Below are 16,870 nucleotides of genomic sequence, written 5' to 3'. Positions count from 1 at the left end.
ATCGTCATTTCAGTTATCAGTTATCAGTTATCAGTGCCTCGCGAAATAAGGAGGCTTGAAATACAGAATCTTCTTTTTTTATCCTCTTAAAATTAGGAGGCGTAACTACCTACCTAAATTTTTCGGTCACAGTATTAAGATTTTGATCTTCCTATTTTTTCACAAATCATTTAGGATTGCTATAGATACGGTTAGAAGTTCTATAGAGTTAACTACATTAGGATTTTTTTAAGCGTTAAAATTTTCTCAGATTTTTTGAAATTATTGCCTGAAATTGCCAGGGATATTAATACTAGCAACCAGCTCCAAATATTCTCAATTATTCCTGGTGATCGACTACTCATGGTGCGACTTCTAAATGTGCTTTACAGTAGTTTTCAAGTTAATGAACCACATAAAAAAATGATAACTTGCTCTGGGACGTTTTGCTGACGCAAAGCTCCGCTAACGCTGCACGACATGTTTGCGCAGCATTCCGTCAGGAAAACGCATTTTTGTTATAGAACATCCCTACTTTGCGGTCTACTAATGTGGGGGCAAACGGCTATTTACAGCACTTTTCAAGTCAATAACCTCACGTCACAAGTAAAATTAAAGTTTATTTTTTGATTAGATTTATTTGTGATAGCGATCGCTCCTCAAGTTTAACCGATAAATTGGAATTTTAGTAGTGAAAAAAATTACAACTACGTCATTGCGACTTACACTCCTTGGAAGGAAGCAATCTCAGAGGTTTTAACTACATCAACATTTAGTTAAATAGGTGAAGTTTATTCGTGTCTACCTACTTAATTTTAACTGAAAACCTTTTAAAAAATAGAATGTTTATATCAATAAAAATTTTCATTTCCCCTCTCTGTAAGGATCAATCTCTGCTTTGATTTCTTCCTCTGTAATCTTCTGAATTTCCGGATCGGATTGTAACTCTTTAAATAGCTCTCGCAGTTCTTGAACTAAAACTGCTTTTGATTTTTGCTCTTTGAAGACAGGGTTTTGAGTCTTTGGCTGATTTTGAATATCAAGAACAAAGTTTAATACTTCCTGTTGTTTTTCTGGTAAAAGATTGAGCAAAACTTGATTAATGGCTTTGATAATAGAGGTGGTTGGTGTCATAGTGCGACTTCTAAATAAATATATTATAATTGTAGAACGTAGTAAAAAGGTTAATTATTTATGGTTTTTACTTGGCAACCTCAGCCTAAATTATTAGAACAGGAATTTCCCAGTCAACCAATACCACTATATGATGGTTCTGCTGAATTGATTGATGGAGAAAATACCATTCGAGGTGAAGCTTTGATTCAGATTTCTTGGTATCCATTTCCATATATTACTGTTGAATTTGTATATTACGGTAAAGGTCTTACTGATGATATTGAATTAAATTTAGATAATACAGAGCTGAAATTAATTAAGATAAATTTGGCACCTAGAATGAAAGTTATGTTGCCAAGAAAGTTAAGTTGTGGAAATGGAAAAAGAGAATGTTTTGGCTATTTAAAGGAGCCTTTTATACAAGGGAGAACAGATAATTTATCATCAGTTACTTTTCAGATAGCTAATTTTTTCCTGTTTAATGCTTCTAACGATGAGGAGTTTGTATATGATGAGGAAGGAAATGAAACAACAATAGAAAGAGAAAGTTGGTTACCAACCTGGTTTCACGGTCAATTTATCTTTGAGTATGGTGGTTGGCATATTGTTTTAGGAGCGTTATATTATTCTTTTGATTTTCAAGAAATATTGGAAGCTCAAGGAGGATATGGCATTGCTCATGTCTGTAGAATTAAACGCTCAGATGATAAAACTTTTGATTTAAACGAAGGCTATGAAATTATTAATGCTTTTATTTATTACATTTCTTTTGTTAGAGGAATTTGGATAGCACCTCTTAACGTTTTAGGGTTTGATGCAAAAGGAGATCAAATATTAGAGGAATGGCGCACTCCAACTATTAAAGCTGATTCATGGCAATCCCTTGATTATTCTTGGACTTGGGATGATAGTACAGAAAGTGTTGATGCTTTCCCTGGGTTTATGAAGAAGTGGCAAGATGAAACATGGCGAGAAGTAATTCAAAATTCTATTCAGTGGTATATAGAAAGTTATAAGCATACAAATGGATATAATACTTCTATTATTTTGGTACATTCTGCCTTAGAAAAACTAGCCTGGACACATTTAAACAGTAACAACTATATTAGTCCTGATGGGTTTAGAAAATTAACCTTTGACGACAAACTTAGATTATTAATTAAAACTCTTGATATCTCTCTAGTTCCACTTGATGAGAATTGGGAAATTACTAAACTAGCTAAGGCATATAATTGGTTAGGTATTGATAGTGTGAGTGTAATTGGGCAGGTGAGAAATTTACTGATTCATCCGAAAATAAATAAGACAGAAAACAAGATTAAATTAACAGAAGTAATGATGGAACAAGTTTTTGCCGTTGCTCATAATTACTTGTTAAAATGTTTACTAAAACTATTTGATTATCCTTATAAAGTAGATAACTTTTAAACCCATTCCTAACTACACCAACAACATTTGAAAATTCACTTTTTGATTACTAACAACTAACTTAAATTATGCTCAAAAAAACCAAACCAATAATTAGTCCAGTAGGGTGCGTTTTCGGCTAAGAACCGACATGAAACTTATAGCGAGCGCGACATGAAAATGCGCTAGCCGTAACACACCAAAATATATAGGATAGTCAAGTAGTCTAACGCCACCGAAATATATGGCGGTGCGTTACGGTTCGCTACAAATTTTGCTACAATTAATCTAAATTTTTACCTTTTGATTACTAACAATTAACTTAAATTACGCTTTGCTACAAATTTTGCTACAAATTTTGCTACAATTAATCTAAATTTTTACCTTTTGATTACTAACAATCAACTTAAATTATGTTCAAAAAAACTAAACCAATAATTAGCCTAATTCTCAGCTTATTTTCCCTAACTCCAACGATCGCTCCCACCTTAGCAGCACCACCCCGTACCCCAGACAAAGAAGAAAGCTGCGAAATTTTAATCATCGGTGGCGGTTTATCAGGAACAGCAACCGCCTACGAATCACTATTAGCAGGACGCACCGTTTGTATAACCGAAATCACCGACTGGTTCGGCGGTCAAATTTCCTCCCAAGGTACTTCCGGTCTCGACGAACTCGGAACTCAACGCCGTCTCCTATTTTATCCGCGCGGTTATTTAGAATTCCGGGAACGCATTGAGGAAAAATACGGTAGATTAAATCCCGGTAAATGTTGGGTAAGTCTCTCCTGTTTTATGCCTTACGATGGTCACGGTATCCTATCTCAAATGTTAGAGGATGCTGCAAAAAAAGGCGGAGGTACATTAAAATGGTTTCCCAATACCATTATCAAAGAATTAGATATATCTAATAATCAAATTAATAGAGCGATCGCTATCCAACATCAACCAGCAGCTAACACTCCACCCCTCAACACCGAACCCCTATCTCAAATTATCGAGGATGCCTACCGTTACCAAAACTCAGGGCGACTTAACAAAACCATAATTCAATTTGTACCCCAACCCTCCCCAGAAAAAACAGGTGGTGCTGACTGGTATGTTGTAGAAGCAACCGAAACCGGAGAAATTATTGCTCTAGCAGACGTTCCCTACCGTCTCGGTATCGATCCGCAAACCTACCTTGACCCCTCATCCCCCGTTGACACCAGAGATCCTTATTGTACTCAAGGTTTTACTTACACCTTCGCCATGGAGGCAACCGAAACACCTCAAACCAATGTCGAACCGCCATTTTATTCTCAGTACGCTCCCTACTATAGTTATGAATTATCCAGATTAGCTAATTTCAACCTCATATTCACCTATCGGCAAATTTGGTCAGTGAAACCAGACGCACCTCAACCAGGCAACCCCAGAAAACGAACGATTTTTCCCGGTGATATTTCCATGCAAAATTGGACTTGGGGTAATGACTACCGTCCTGGCAACCGCAACGACAATTTGATTTACAGTCGAAGACAATTAGAAGCTACAGGTCAACTACGACCGGGAGGTTGGATGGGTGGTTTGCGTACCGAAACTCTCCGTCGAGGAGAAGAAAATGCTCTGGGTTATTTTTATTGGTTAGTTGAGGGTACCACTGACTCCCGGTTAGGGGAAGGGGTGAAGAAAAAATATCCAAATCATCGTTTATTGACTGGGTTTGACGCGCCGATGGGAACAGCTCATGGGTTGTCGAAATATCCTTATATACGAGAGGGGAGACGTATTATTGGTCGTGTCGGGAAAACTCGTCCGAGGGGTTTTACTGTGGCAGAGATTGATCTTGCTAAAAAGAATTTTCGCCATAATTTTTATCTACAAAATTTACCGCCGGATAGGTTACATTATTTGTGGGGAGCTGTTTCTGCTTTTGTTCCCCCAGATGCACAAATTAATTCAATGAAAGAAATGCCGCAACGAGCAAGAGCAACTCTTTTTCCTGATAGTGTAGGAATTGGTCATTATGCTATAGATTTTCATCCTTGCATGACAAAAAGTCCGGCAGAAGCACCAGGTAATACTGAACGAGCAGGTATTAGGAGAGGTCAGGGTTCTGCCTATCCTTTTCAAATACCTTTACGAGCAATGATTCCCCAAAAAATTGATAATTTATTAGTTGCTGGAAAGAGTATTGCAACGAGTTATATTGCTGCTGCTGCCTATCGAGTTCATTCTTTTGAATGGTCTGCTGGTGCTGCTGCTGGTACAACAATTGACTTTGCTTTAGAAAGAGGGATTTTTCCTTATGAATTAATTGATGATATGCCTTCTAAGGAATGGGAATTAGAAATATTACAGGGTCGTTTGCAGGAAAAAGGGAATCCCACAGCTTTTCCTAAAACTTCTATTTTTAATAATTCTTGGGATAAATGGAAATAGAATTAGGGAAAAGGTAACAGGGAACAAGGTCTCTTTGATACTCAAAATTAGGAAATAAAGATAGTTTTTTCCTGCCATTAAATTTTTTTTATAATCTGTTGTTGAATTTTGATTTTTTTCAATGTACCTCATATAAATTCCTACTTAAAGTTTAGTGCCGAGATTTCAACTACAGTTCAGCAATTAATAATTACGCCTCCCTTTGAGGGAAAGTATTGAGGAGTAAACGAAAAAAATTTATTTTTTTTCCCTTAAAAGGGGGAGACTTTAAAGTTGAATTATTTAATTATTAATTATTCGGTAATTTCCACCCTGGTAAGATTTCTTCTACTTCTCAAAGATTCCCATCTTTAAGCACAATTTTTTCTTGCTGATAACGAGCAACTTTCATTGTCCGAGTGCGGGGGTCTACTAATATTTCCACAACAGTTCCTAACTCTAGAAATTCTTGTATTTTCTGACGTAATTTTGGTGATTTATCACTCTTAGATTTGACTTCAAAAATTAAGTCGGGAACTAACTTAACATAATCTTCTGTCGCACGGAGCAATTTTTCTGCACGAATAAATGAAGTATCTGGAGCGCGAACATATCCATCAGCATTACTTCAACTACAGGTAATTTCCACCCTGGTAAGATTTCTTCTACTTCTCAAAGATTCCCATCTTTAAGCACAATTTTTTCTTGCTGATAACGAGCAACTTCCATTGTCCGAGTGCGGGGGTCTACTAATATTTCCACAACAGTTCCTAACTCTAGAAATTCTTGTATTTTCTGACGTAATTTTGGTGATTTATCACTCTTAGATTTGACTTCAAAAATTAAGTCGGGAGCTAACTGTGCATAATCTTCCGTAGAGCGGGGTAATTTTTCTGCACGAATAAATGAAGTATCTGGAGCGCGAACATATCCATCAGCATTACTTCAACTACAGGTAATTTCCACCCTGGTAAGATTTCTTCTACTTCTCAAACATCTCCATCTTTCAGCACAATTTTCTCTTGCTGATAACGATAAACTTCCATTGTCCGAGTGCGGGGGTCTACTAATATTTCCACAACAGTTCCTAACCCTAGAAATTCTTGTATTTTCTGACGTAATTTTGGTGATTTATCACTCTTAGATTTGACTTCAAAAATTAAGTCGGGAACTAACTTAACATAATCTTCTGTCGCACGGAGCAATTTTTCTGCACGAATAAAAGAAGCATCTGGAGCGCGAACATCTTCATACTTCAAGCACAGGTAATTTCCATCCTGTTAACACTTATTCTACTTCTAAAACATCCCCATCTTTCAGTACAATTTTTTCTTGCTGATAACGATAAACTTCAATTATTTTTTCTTGACTAATTGGTTGAGTCATTTGTTGATTTTCCTACTAATTTTAATCAGTGTTTTGACATCTTAAACATATTTTTAGTGTGACACATAGTCCGTAGACTGATAATCCACAAAGTCTAAAAATATAAGGGTTATGGATAAGTCAAAAAGTAAGATTCTAACTGCCCTTGGCCGCTTGATTAAAAAACGTCGGATGAAATTAGGAATTTCTCAAGAAGAGCTTGGATTTCGCTCTAACTTAGATCGTACCTATATATCTGGACTAGAACGTGGTGTGAGAAATCCTTCTCTAACTGCTCTTGTTAGTTTAGCTGCGGGAATGGATATTACTGTATCTGAACTTCTCGATCATTTAGAGGTAGAAACTAATAATATAGAGTGAAAAATCAAGACTTAGTAGAAAATTTAAAATCTACATTTAGAAAAAACTCAACTCAATTAAAAGTATTTAATCTTTTATCAGATCAAGAATGGCATTGTCGTAGTTGTGAAGGTAAAAACGTAGCATCAGAACAATATGCGGGTGGAGGTGGTATTCAAGGATTACAAAGAGGTACAAAAAGTCGCCCTGGTTTGGAAATTAAAACGGAAAGAAAGTTCTGCAATACTTGTCAAAAACAAACAACATGGGATTGTTGGACAGGAAAAATTAAAGCAGCAAATGCTCCTACTAATATTCCCTCAGAATTAGTCGAGAAAATATTATCTGTCTATTCTTATGTAGATGTAATTGAACAAAGACAACGACCGCGACACGAAATTATTATTGACCATCGCTTTCCAATGGAAAGATGGGGAAATGTTGAAGAAACTCATAACTTAAATATGAGTGAAGCTGAGATTAAACAAAAGTTTCAATTGCTGAAAAAAGATAGTGCAGGTAATCATAATCTTTTAAAATCAAGAAGCTGTGAATTTTGTATTAAAACTGGTCAAAGGGGTACACCATTAGGCATTAAATTTTGGTATCAAGGTAATGAAAATTGGCCTCATAATATCCCTAAAGTTGGAAAAGATGCTGAGACTGGATGTATTGGATGTGGTTGGTATAATTTTGAGATTTGGCGAAATACTCTTAATCAAAAACTAACTGAGTTTAAAGAAGATAATTAACTACTATTTACTTTGATTTTCTAGGGCAATTTCATTTAAAAAAGGAATCAACCCATAACCTATACATTCTGCTAAACGAGGAGGTACAGCATTACCAATTTGCCACATAGCTTTTTTCATAGAACCCTCAAAAATAAAAGAGTCAGGAAAACTTTGTAATCTTGCCATTTCTCTTGCTGAAATTACCCGGTTAAGGTACGGATGAATATGAGTACCACCATGATTTTCTTTGATAGTCATGCTTGGTTTGCCCAAATATTGTCGCTTAAAAGCATCAGCATAAGTTTTATATAAAGAACCACCAGGAGGTACTTGAGCAAGTCTTTCCATATATTCTTGTGAATGTCGAGTCCACTGATGATTAATTTCTGGAATAGGAGTTAATTCTGGAAGGTCAGAAATTGCTGATTCAATTGGTTTATATTGGTGGGGTAATAGTTGAGGTTTTGGGTAAGGATTAATCTTACCAAATCTATTGGCAACAAAAAAAGTTCTAGGGCGAATTTGTGGTACTCCATAAGCAGCAGATTCTAAAATTGCTACAGATACATTAGAATAGCCAATATCAACAAATGCTTGACAAATTTTATCCTTGATTTCACCTTTTTTCATAGTAATAATTCCTGGCACATTTTCCATAACAATATACCAAGGACGAATTTCAGAAACTACTCTCACAAACTCTCGAAATAAATTATTTCTTGGGTCATCTGGATTTCTTTTTCCTGCTACTGAAAAACCCTGACATGGAGGACCTCCTACTACTAAATGTATTTCTGGTGAACCAATTTTTTTTAGCCATTCTGTAGAATCAAATTGTTTAATATCTCCACAAAAATTATGACATTGAGGAAAATTTTTTCTATGGGTTGCTGATGCTATAGGGTTTTCTTCAACACTCATTATTGGTTGAAATCCTGCTTGAACTAAACCTTGTGTCATTCCTCCAGCACCACAAAATAAATCGACAATTTTATAATCAGATTTCCATAGGGGTTGTTCTTCAATTTCAATGAATTTTTTATATGGATCGTTGTCGTTATTGTTTAGTTCATATTGGATTTTTTCATAACGACCTAGTTTAGCTTTTTTATGATAATTTTTATCCCTTTGATACTCAAAATTAGGAAATAAAGATAGTTGTGTTCCTTCCATTAAATTTTTTCTATAATCTGCTGTTTAATTTTTCGATTATACCTCATATAAATTCCTACTAAAATTTAATTCTTATTCAAACTCCGGCGTCCACACTTCAACTACAGATAATTTCCACCCTGGTAAAACTTCTTCTACTTCTAAAATATCCCCATCTTTCAGCACAATTTTCTCTTGCTGATAACGATAAACTTCCATTGTCCGAGTGCGGGGATCTACTAACACCCCGACAACAGTTCCTAAGTCTATAAATTCTTGTATTTTTTGACGTAATTTTGGTAATTTATCACTCTTAGATTTGACTTCAAAAATTAAGTCGGGAACTAACTCTGCATAATCTTCTGTAGAGCGGGGTAATTTTTCTGCACGAATAAAAGAAGCATCAGGAGCGCGAACATCTCCAGCAGCATTTGGTAAACGAAAACCTCCACTAGAACCAATCACTCTACCTAATTTTCTTGGTCTTACCCAGTTGCGTAACTGAGCTGCTATTTCTAGTGCTATTTCATCTGATTTTAAACCTGAAGGACTCATAACAATAATCTCTCCTGCTACTAATTCCATCCGATAATCTGGATAATCTGTTTGCAGCTTTTCTAAATCTTTAATTATTAAATTTGGCATAAAAATATTTCTTTTTTTTCAGAATTAATTCGCCTTACTTATGATGTTTTTTCTTCTTATTCAAACTCCGGTGTCCAAACTTCAACTACAGCTAATTTCCATCCTGGTAAGATTTCTTCTACTTCTAAAATATCCCCATCTTTCAGCACAATTTTCTCTTGCTGATAACGATCAACTTCCATTGTGCCACTGCTAGGATCTACTAACACCCCAACCACAGTTCCTAACTCCAAAAAATCTTGTATTTTTTGACGTAATTTTGGTAATTTATCACTCTTAGATTTGACTTCAAAAATTAAGTCGGGAACTAACTCTGCATAATCTTCTGTAGAGCGGGGTAATTTTTCTGCACGAATAAACGAAACATCTGGAGCGCGAATCTCTCCATCAGCATTTGGTAAACGAAAACCTCCACTAGAAGCAATCACTCTACCTAAATTTCTTGGTCTTACCCAATTGCGTAACTGAGCTACTATTGCTGCTACTATTTCACCTGATTCTAAACCCGAAGGACTCATAACAATAATCTCTCCTCCTGCTAATTCCATCCGATAATCTGGATAATCTGTTTGCAGCTTTTCTAAATCTTTAATTATTAAATTTGGCATAAAAATATTTCCTTTTTTTTCAGAATTAATTCGCCTTACTTATGATGTTTTTTCTTCTTATTCAAACTCCGGCGTCCACACTTCAACTACAGATAATTTCCACCCTGGTAAGATTTCTTCTACTTCTAAAACATCCCCATCTTTCAGCAGAATTTTCTCTTGCTGATAACGATAAACTTCCATTGTCCGAGTGCGGGGATCTACTAACACCCCAACCACAGTTCCTAACTCCAAAAAATCTTGTATTTTTTGACGTAATTTTGGTAATTTATCACTCTTAGATTTGACTTCAAAAATTAAGTCGGGAACTAACTCTGCATAATCTTCTGTAGAGCGGGGTAATTTTTCTGCACGAATAAAAGAAGCATCAGGAGCGCGAACATCTCCAGCAGCATTTGGTAAACGAAAACCTCCACTAGAACCAATCACTCTACCTAATTTTCTTGGTCTTACCCAGTTGCGTAACTGAGCTGCTATTTCTAGTGCTATTTCATCTGATTTTAAACCTGAAGGACTCATAACAATAATCTCTCCTCCTACTAATTCCATTTGATAATCTGGATAATCTACTTGCAACTTTTCTAAGTCTTTAATTGTTAAATTTGGCATAATTCTCATCAACCTTTTTTGTGTTTGTTTCTAAATTATTGAAATCCATCTCTAGAACCTAAATTTTTATATAAGCTTTGGCAATAGGGAAAACTTAAGTAGCTAGGAAAAATTAAATTTAAAATAATAAAATCAATTATCGCACTCTTATTCATCAATTATCAAACACGATTGGGTCTAAAACCCCGTTAATATCGGCGAAATATTTTTGGAGCTGGGCTCAAATCCCCGTTACAAAAATAACTTCTGTAGGGGCGAGCAAGCGAATCGCCCCTACTGACTTCTAACTTCATTAATTCCCCCTACTTTTTACTCCTTATTTTCTGGAGAAGTCTATTAATTAAACCAACTGAATCTAATAGCAAAAACCTCAGACTTAATACCTACTACCTAATACCTAAATCTACCTTTTTTTCTGATTTAATGCCAAAGATAATTTCCGAAAACTATCTCCTCTTTCTTCAAAATTTTGATACTGATCAAAACTCGCACAAGCAGGAGATAATAACACAACTTTAGCATCATATCTTTTCGATAATGCTGCACCTCTAATTACTGCGCGTTCCATATTTTCTACTATTTCATAATTACGAAAATTAATTTTTTGTAATCTATACGCTAAAAACTCAGCAGCATCACCAATTAACAAAACAAAAACAACTTTTTCCTTAATTTGTCGCAACCAATCATTATCATTACCTTCTTTCGCTTGACCACCAGCAATTAACAATACAGGTGCTGATACAGCTTGTAAACCAACTGCCGCCGCATCATAATTTGTAGCTTTACTATCATTAATAAAATTCACACCATTCCAAGTACAAATATATTCCAAACGGTGGGGGACTCCAGGAAAATTTTTCACAGCTTCTGCGATCGCCTCTGTTTCTATCCCTGCTAATTTTGCCACTCCCACTGCCATCAATAAATTCTGTTGATTATGATTTCCCAACATTTGCAGAGACTTTACAGGAACTATTTTTTCCCCAAATCCTAGTACCCATCCATCTTCAATATAAATTCCTTTAGCTACATCTCCCACCAAATTAGCTTTTCCCTGAAGACTTGTCCAATAAGGATTCTGCCAAAGATTTGTTGCATTGTTACGGAGGTAATCGTCATCACCATTGAGAATTTGTATTTGAGAGCGATTTAGTAAACCAGCTTTAATGTTAAAATAATTTTCCAGACTGTAGTGACGACTGAGATGATCGGGAGTAAAAGTAGTCCAGACTGCAATTTGTGGACTCAGAGTATTGGCAGACTCAATTTGATAACTGCTGATTTCTGCTATGACCCAATCTGGGGGAGTTTCGGATAAAGCTAATTCACAAGCAGCATATCCGATATTACCACAGGCAGGAGCATACAATCCGGCTGTCTTAAAAATGGCAGCAGTTAAAGCAGTGGTGGTGGTTTTGCCATTGGTACCGGTAATACCCACCCAGGAGCAAGACTTGAGATATCGCCATGCTAACTCCATTTCCCCTATTGTTTCAATTCCACTTTCTCGACACCGTTGCAATGCAGGTATATCCCAGGGGACACCAGGACTAACAACGACTAAATCTAAAGAGGTTTCTGGAGCAAATGAATAATCCAACTTAACACTAATACCCTCTTGAGTTAACTGCTGTTTTTGTTTCTCAAGGGAGTCGGAAGTTTTGCGATCGCTCAATTCAACTTCCCAACCATTTTTTTTCAGTAGTCGCGCTGCAGCAACACCTGATTTTCCTAAACCAATAATATGAGCTTTTGACATAATAAATTCCGGTAGAAGAACTAATTCCCAGGTTTCATTATTTTGATTTTACAGGAGAGTGGGAGAATCCTACTTCAGAAGTTAGAATTCAATAAGGTCTTTGGTTGAAAAAAGTACCAGCTTTTCCTTCCCAAAAATCTCACACATATTAGCACATATTAGACATCTCCAGAAAATAGGGAAGAGGGAACAGGGAACAGGGAACAGGGAACAGGGAAGAATAATTGATAATTTATGGATAAGAATTGATTTTAGTTTTGATTTTTGGAGATGTCTATTAGTTTGCTTAGACAAGAGCAGAAAAATCTTTTTGGGAATTTCTTGCTCATTCCCCTCCCCACACTTCCCACACTCTACTTTTTTTCAGTAAACCCTGATTATTATTAAATTATAGTTGGGTTGAGCTTGCGAAACCAAACAACCGGCAGATATCTATAGATTTTCCAACCAACTTGGGTAATCTGCTAGATGATTAAAATCAAAAAGTGCCTTAACTAAATTTTCTAAATCTTCACGCTAATAAATTAGAAATTTGGGCGTTGGTGATGCGTGGCTATGATTTTTCTGAAATAGGGATTGTCTAATTTAAAATGCTTTTAAATTTTACCGAAACAATTAAACAATTAAACAATTAAATAATTAGATAATTCAGGTTTAAAGCCTCCCCTTTCAAGGGGAAGAAAATAAATTTTTTCCTTTTAGTCAATCCTCTCCCTAAAAGGGAGAGGTAATTATCCATTATCCATTATCCATTATCCATTATTGAAGCTCTTTAGATTTCATAGCTTGATTCACCAACACCGAAATTTGATTACTAATATCTTGATCGACCTCTCCAAAACGTTTATCAACTAACAAAATTATGACTTCTGTTTTACTTTCAGCTCTACCTTTTTCTCTCGTATAATTTATTTTCCCTCTCTCATCTTGCAACATCATTGCTCGTCGATCAAATTCGTCTAATTCTTCCCTACTGAAATTAGCTTGATTAGCAATATTTAGAGCCAGTTCAAGTTCTGGCACTTCCCCTAAAGATTCTGGAATTATATCCAATCTGGCAGTTTCTTTCAAAAAATAAATCCACTTATCAGTTAAGCTTTCTCATTCCTCTAATTTTTTCTGAAATTTCGGCAATTCTAAAAATATTAGTTTGAGTTCTGCACGTTTATAGATAAAATCTTTTTTTTCTTCTTTAAACACAAATTTATTAACTGCGTCTTGAGTTTCATTAAACATATTAAAATCAGTAATTGTCACAGCTATAGTAATCCTAATTTTATTTCTGTATAAAAATATTACCGCTTTTTGGAAATAGGGAATAGGCAATGGGCAATGGATAAGAGTTTCGGAGTTTATTTCTAGTTTTTGAATTGTTACGACCTATTTAGGATTGCCATATTAAAAAAAAATGTATGGAAATACATTTTTTCTCCCGAAAAAGTATAACTCAGGCTTATCCATAACTTCTCTATTTTGTCAAATTTTATATTAAGTTAGGATGTGGTTCAATAATTAATAATTAGGGTTTGCTAAAAAAGTCTTTTTTAAGGAGTGGTGGACTAAGGAAGCAGAGGAGTAGGGGGAGTAATTTTTTTGCCCAACTCTTGCCGAAAATGCTAAGTTAACTGAAGCGTTTTCAATTCAAACACCGTAAGGATTCAGATATCTCAAACCTAGTTATAGAGAGACTTCTGAAAACGACTGGCTCAGAAATTTAACAGCCTCATTCTCAATAACCACGAAAATCAAGGCTTGTAGCAATCTCTAATTGAGAATAGGATGGGGGAAGAAATTGCTGAAAATACTTATCTATCAAGATTTATAGGCTTTTCCATAGCACCTGAATCCTTACCAAACACCAGATACTTTATTTTGACCGTAAAAACCATTAAACGTTTATATGTCAATGTTTTTAGATTTAATAAGCAAGCCCTAATTAGAGATAGTTTTCATTATCAATTATCAATTATCCATTATCCATTATTTAACTATTTGACCAAAGTCTGCCAATACCCTAGCATTATTCCGAAGTATGCCCAATAAATTCAACCGATTTTGTTTGATTTTCGGATCGGGGTCCATTACCAATACACTTTCAGGCCCATCAAAGAAATTACTGACTGTGGGAGCTATTTTCGCCAAAGCATCTACTAACTGTTGATAATTCCTGGTTTTTTGAGATATTTCTGTTTGAGGAACTAACTCAACCAAAGCATTATAAAAAGTTAATTCCGATTCACTTTTAAACAGTTTTGAATCTACAACTTTTTCAGGTGTAATTTGTATTTTATCCAACTCACCTTGAGCAGCTAAACGAGTTGAACGATTCACAGTTTCATAGATTTTATCAAGCATACCATTTTGCCGAATATTTTGTAAGAAAACTGCCCGATTACGCACATCTAATAAATCTTTTAATCCCCTTTCCTTATATTCAGAATCATTATCGCCCAAAACCGCATTTACAAAATCATAATCAATATTTTTTTCCTCTTGCAAAATAGTTCTAATTCGCTGCCAGAAAAAATCATATAACTGTGCTAATAACTCTGAATTTGCTTCCGAATAAATTTCCACAAAATCTTCTGAAATTTGTTCTAATAACTGATGTAAATTTAACGGTAAATTAGCAGACCAAGTAATATTAACCACAGCATTTGCCGCCCGACGTAAAGCAAAAGGATCGGCAGAACCTGTAGGTAACATTCCTAATCCAAAAATACTCACCAAAGTATCAAGTTTATCTGCCAAACCTACAATTTGACCGCTAATAGTTTCCGGTAAAATATCTCCTGCACCTCTAGGCAAATAATGTTCAAAAATTGCAGTTGCTACTGCTTCAGTTTCTCCACAAGCACGGGCATATTTTTCTCCCATTACTCCCTGCAATTCTGGAAATTCATAAACCATTTGAGTTACTAAATCAGCTTTGCAAAGAAGAGCCGCTCTTTCTATATTTTTAGATTCTGCTTGATTGACTTGTAACTGTTCAGCAATTAATTTAGCTATATTAACAATCCGTTTTACTTTTTCTCCCATTGAGCCTAATTTTGCTTGGAAAGTAACTTTTTCTAATTCCGGTAAATAACTTTCTAATGGTTTAGCTAAATCTGCTTTATAGAAAAATTGTCCGTCAGCTAATCTCGCTTTAATTACTCTCTCATTTCCTTTAGCAATAATTTCTGATTTTTCTGGGTCGCCATTAGAAATGGTAATAAAATATGGCAATAACTCTATTTCTTTAGCAGTTTTTGGAGATTTTAAAACCGGAAAATAACGTTGATGCGTCACCATGACTGTTGTTGTAACTTCCGCAGGTAAAATTAAAAATTCTTCGTCAAACTTTCCAACTACTGCTGTCGGTAATTCTACTAAATTTGTAACTTCTGCTAATAATTCAGCGGGAATTTCTGCCTTTCCTTTAACTTTTTTTGCTGCTGCTTGTATTTGTTGTTCAATCTGGCTTTTTCTTTGTTGAGAATCTACTTCAATGTAAGCTTTTCTCAACTCTTCCAGATAATCTTTAGCTTGGGAAATTTCTATTAGTTTAGGATGTAAAACTCGATGACCATAAGAGAAGCGAGCGCTCGTAATTTTCTCCGAACCATTCTCTAAATTTATCGGCAATATTTCATCATCCAATAATGCTACTAACCATCTAATCGGGCGTGGAAATTTAATATCTCCATCTGCCCAACGCATAAATCTTTTACCTTCTAATTTATCAATCCATCCAGGTATTAATTCTGTCAGAATTTCTGTTGTTTGTTTACCCTGAATTTTTTTATTTACGAAGACAAAATCACCCTTTTCCGTAGGGCGTATTTCTAAGTCATTAATTTCGACTCCTTGTTTTTTAGTAAATCCTTCTGCTGCTTTAGTAGGTTTGCCATCTTTAAAAGCTGCCTTTGCCGGAGGTCCTTTAATTTCTTCTTCTCGGTCTGGTTGTTTAATTGGTAAACCATCAATGACCGCTGCTAAACGTCTTGGTGTGGCATATACATTAACTGCATCATTTGTCAAGTATGCTTCTGTCAGGGTCGTGGGGATAAGTTTTTGCCACTGTTGTATAGCTTCAGAAACAAAAGTTGCAGGTAATTCTTCTGTACCAATTTCTAATAAAAATGTCGCCATCGTAAAATATTGAGATATTTGGATATTATCGACTAATTACAACAGTTTAGCAGAAAGTAAATTACAAGTCCTCTCATCTAACTTTTCAATTTTTCAATATTTTTGTAAGCATTCAGCACATCGCTTATCAGCTATCAGCTTTATTACCTTTGTAGTGGCACGTCAAGGTTTAAATGTTACTTTATAAAAATAGTAGGATGCTGATTTTTCCAAGCTTTTAATTAAAAATCTAATACACTATTTTAAGCGTGACACGCCAGTAGTAGAAGTTAAACGAATGCTTGCTTCAATTTCAACTTTACCCTTAAGGGCGGAGTCTTAGAAAAAGCTAAGAGCTAACAGTTAATAACTGAATGCTTACCGAATAATTAATAATTAAATAATTCACCTTTAAAGCCTTCCCAATAAAGGGGAAGAAAGTAATTTTTTTCCTTTTAGTCAATCCTCTCCCTAAAAAGGCAGGGCTATTTCATTCTATGAAAAAGTGTTACTCCAGAAATGAGCAAAAGCTACTCTAACCTTGATATTTTCGTGACTAACCTTAGAGAACGAAATAGCCCTGCTAAAAATAAGAGGTAATTATCAATTATCCATTAT

14 protein-coding genes and 2 pseudogenes are annotated in these 16,870 nt (G+C 35.2%); 4 read left to right on the top strand and 12 right to left on the bottom strand.

Going from position 1 to position 16,870, the window contains the following annotated elements; translation table 11 throughout:
* Positions 1–843: 843 nt before the first annotated feature.
* Positions 844–1,113, bottom strand: coding sequence for a hypothetical protein (locus tag F6K40_RS18340; protein ID WP_293138343.1), 270 nt, complete (start codon positions 1,111–1,113; stop codon positions 844–846).
* Positions 1,114–1,173: 60 nt separating this feature from the next.
* Between F6K40_RS18340 and F6K40_RS18335 the strand changes: the two genes are divergently transcribed.
* Both F6K40_RS18335 and F6K40_RS18330 read left to right on the top strand, forming a co-directional pair.
* Positions 1,174–2,523, top strand: a complete 1,350-nt coding sequence (locus tag F6K40_RS18335) for a YopA family protein (RefSeq protein WP_293138341.1) — start codon at positions 1,174–1,176, stop codon at positions 2,521–2,523.
* Between the two features lie 392 nt (positions 2,524–2,915).
* Positions 2,916–4,925, top strand: coding sequence for an FAD-dependent oxidoreductase (locus F6K40_RS18330; RefSeq protein WP_293138339.1), 2,010 nt, complete (start codon positions 2,916–2,918; stop codon positions 4,923–4,925).
* Between the two features lie 334 nt (positions 4,926–5,259).
* Here the strand turns inward: F6K40_RS18330 and F6K40_RS18325 are convergent.
* The 3 genes and pseudogenes from F6K40_RS18325 to F6K40_RS18315 form a co-directional block, all read right to left on the bottom strand.
* Positions 5,260–5,508 (bottom strand): annotated as a pseudogene (locus tag F6K40_RS18325) (Uma2 family endonuclease); the annotation flags it as partial.
* Positions 5,509–5,576: 68 nt separating this feature from the next.
* A pseudogene (locus tag F6K40_RS18320) lies at positions 5,577–5,825 on the bottom strand (Uma2 family endonuclease); the annotation flags it as partial.
* Positions 5,826–5,893: 68 nt separating this feature from the next.
* Positions 5,894–6,163: a Uma2 family endonuclease gene (locus tag F6K40_RS18315; RefSeq protein WP_293138338.1), complete on the bottom strand. Its 270-nt coding sequence runs from the start codon at positions 6,161–6,163 to the stop codon at positions 5,894–5,896.
* Positions 6,164–6,401: 238 nt separating this feature from the next.
* Here F6K40_RS18315 and F6K40_RS18310 point away from each other — a divergent pair, with 238 nt between their 5' ends.
* Both F6K40_RS18310 and F6K40_RS18305 read left to right on the top strand, forming a co-directional pair.
* Positions 6,402–6,650 carry a helix-turn-helix domain-containing protein gene (locus F6K40_RS18310; RefSeq protein ID WP_293138337.1) on the top strand — a complete coding sequence of 83 codons (249 nt, stop codon included), beginning with the start codon at positions 6,402–6,404 and terminating at the stop codon, positions 6,648–6,650.
* Complete coding sequence (locus F6K40_RS18305) at positions 6,647–7,381, top strand: restriction endonuclease (protein WP_293138336.1); 735 nt, start codon at positions 6,647–6,649, stop codon at positions 7,379–7,381. The genes F6K40_RS18310 and F6K40_RS18305 overlap by 4 nt, the downstream gene beginning before the upstream one ends.
* 3 nt (positions 7,382–7,384) lie before the next feature.
* On the opposite strand, the gene F6K40_RS18300 is transcribed toward F6K40_RS18305, so the two are convergent.
* The 8 genes from F6K40_RS18300 to glyS all read right to left on the bottom strand — a co-directional run bounded on the left by F6K40_RS18300 (position 7,385) and on the right by glyS (position 16,273).
* Complete coding sequence (locus F6K40_RS18300) at positions 7,385–8,536, bottom strand: DNA cytosine methyltransferase (RefSeq protein ID WP_293138335.1); 1,152 nt, start codon at positions 8,534–8,536, stop codon at positions 7,385–7,387.
* A gap of 72 nt (positions 8,537–8,608) precedes the next feature.
* Positions 8,609–9,160: a Uma2 family endonuclease gene (locus F6K40_RS18295; RefSeq protein ID WP_293138334.1), complete on the bottom strand. Its 552-nt coding sequence runs from the start codon at positions 9,158–9,160 to the stop codon at positions 8,609–8,611.
* Between the two features lie 56 nt (positions 9,161–9,216).
* Complete coding sequence (locus tag F6K40_RS18290) at positions 9,217–9,768, bottom strand: Uma2 family endonuclease (RefSeq protein WP_293138333.1); 552 nt, start codon at positions 9,766–9,768, stop codon at positions 9,217–9,219.
* A gap of 57 nt (positions 9,769–9,825) precedes the next feature.
* A complete protein-coding gene (locus tag F6K40_RS18285) occupies positions 9,826–10,377 on the bottom strand; it encodes a Uma2 family endonuclease (protein WP_293138332.1) in 552 nt (183 codons plus the stop codon).
* Positions 10,378–10,780: 403 nt separating this feature from the next.
* Entirely contained in the window at positions 10,781–12,139 is a 1,359-nt protein-coding gene (murD, locus tag F6K40_RS18280) for a UDP-N-acetylmuramoyl-L-alanine--D-glutamate ligase (RefSeq protein WP_293138331.1), read from the bottom strand.
* Between the two features lie 759 nt (positions 12,140–12,898).
* Complete coding sequence (locus tag F6K40_RS18275) at positions 12,899–13,210, bottom strand: hypothetical protein (protein ID WP_293138329.1); 312 nt, start codon at positions 13,208–13,210, stop codon at positions 12,899–12,901.
* A 30-nt stretch (positions 13,211–13,240) separates the two neighbouring features.
* On the bottom strand, positions 13,241–13,396 hold the full coding sequence (locus tag F6K40_RS18270; protein WP_293138327.1) for a hypothetical protein: 156 nt from the start codon (positions 13,394–13,396) through the stop codon (positions 13,241–13,243).
* 723 nt (positions 13,397–14,119) lie between these two features.
* Positions 14,120–16,273: a glycine--tRNA ligase subunit beta gene (gene glyS, locus F6K40_RS18265; protein WP_293138325.1), complete on the bottom strand. Its 2,154-nt coding sequence runs from the start codon at positions 16,271–16,273 to the stop codon at positions 14,120–14,122.
* Positions 16,274–16,870: the final 597 nt, after the last annotated feature.

This window comes from Okeania sp. SIO3I5 (assembly GCF_010672085.1).
GTDB lineage: Bacteria > Cyanobacteriota > Cyanobacteriia > Cyanobacteriales > Microcoleaceae > Trichodesmium.
The sequence above is the reverse complement of the archived record's forward strand: the minus strand, read 5'-3'. Positions and strand labels throughout refer to the sequence as shown.

Coding starts and splice junctions, on each gene's coding strand:
- F6K40_RS18340 (WP_293138343.1), bottom strand. CDS start 1,113: ATGACACCAACCACCTCTATTATCAAAGCCATTAATCAAGTTTTGCTC.
- F6K40_RS18335 (WP_293138341.1), top strand. CDS start 1,174: ATGGTTTTTACTTGGCAACCTCAGCCTAAATTATTAGAACAGGAATTT.
- F6K40_RS18330 (WP_293138339.1), top strand. CDS start 2,916: ATGTTCAAAAAAACTAAACCAATAATTAGCCTAATTCTCAGCTTATTT.
- F6K40_RS18310 (WP_293138337.1), top strand. CDS start 6,402: ATGGATAAGTCAAAAAGTAAGATTCTAACTGCCCTTGGCCGCTTGATT.
- F6K40_RS18300 (WP_293138335.1), bottom strand. CDS start 8,536: ATGGAAGGAACACAACTATCTTTATTTCCTAATTTTGAGTATCAAAGG.
- F6K40_RS18295 (WP_293138334.1), bottom strand. CDS start 9,160: ATGCCAAATTTAATAATTAAAGATTTAGAAAAGCTGCAAACAGATTAT.
- F6K40_RS18290 (WP_293138333.1), bottom strand. CDS start 9,768: ATGCCAAATTTAATAATTAAAGATTTAGAAAAGCTGCAAACAGATTAT.
- F6K40_RS18285 (WP_293138332.1), bottom strand. CDS start 10,377: ATGCCAAATTTAACAATTAAAGACTTAGAAAAGTTGCAAGTAGATTAT.
- murD (WP_293138331.1), bottom strand. CDS start 12,139: ATGTCAAAAGCTCATATTATTGGTTTAGGAAAATCAGGTGTTGCTGCA.
- glyS (WP_293138325.1), bottom strand. CDS start 16,273: ATGGCGACATTTTTATTAGAAATTGGTACAGAAGAATTACCTGCAACT.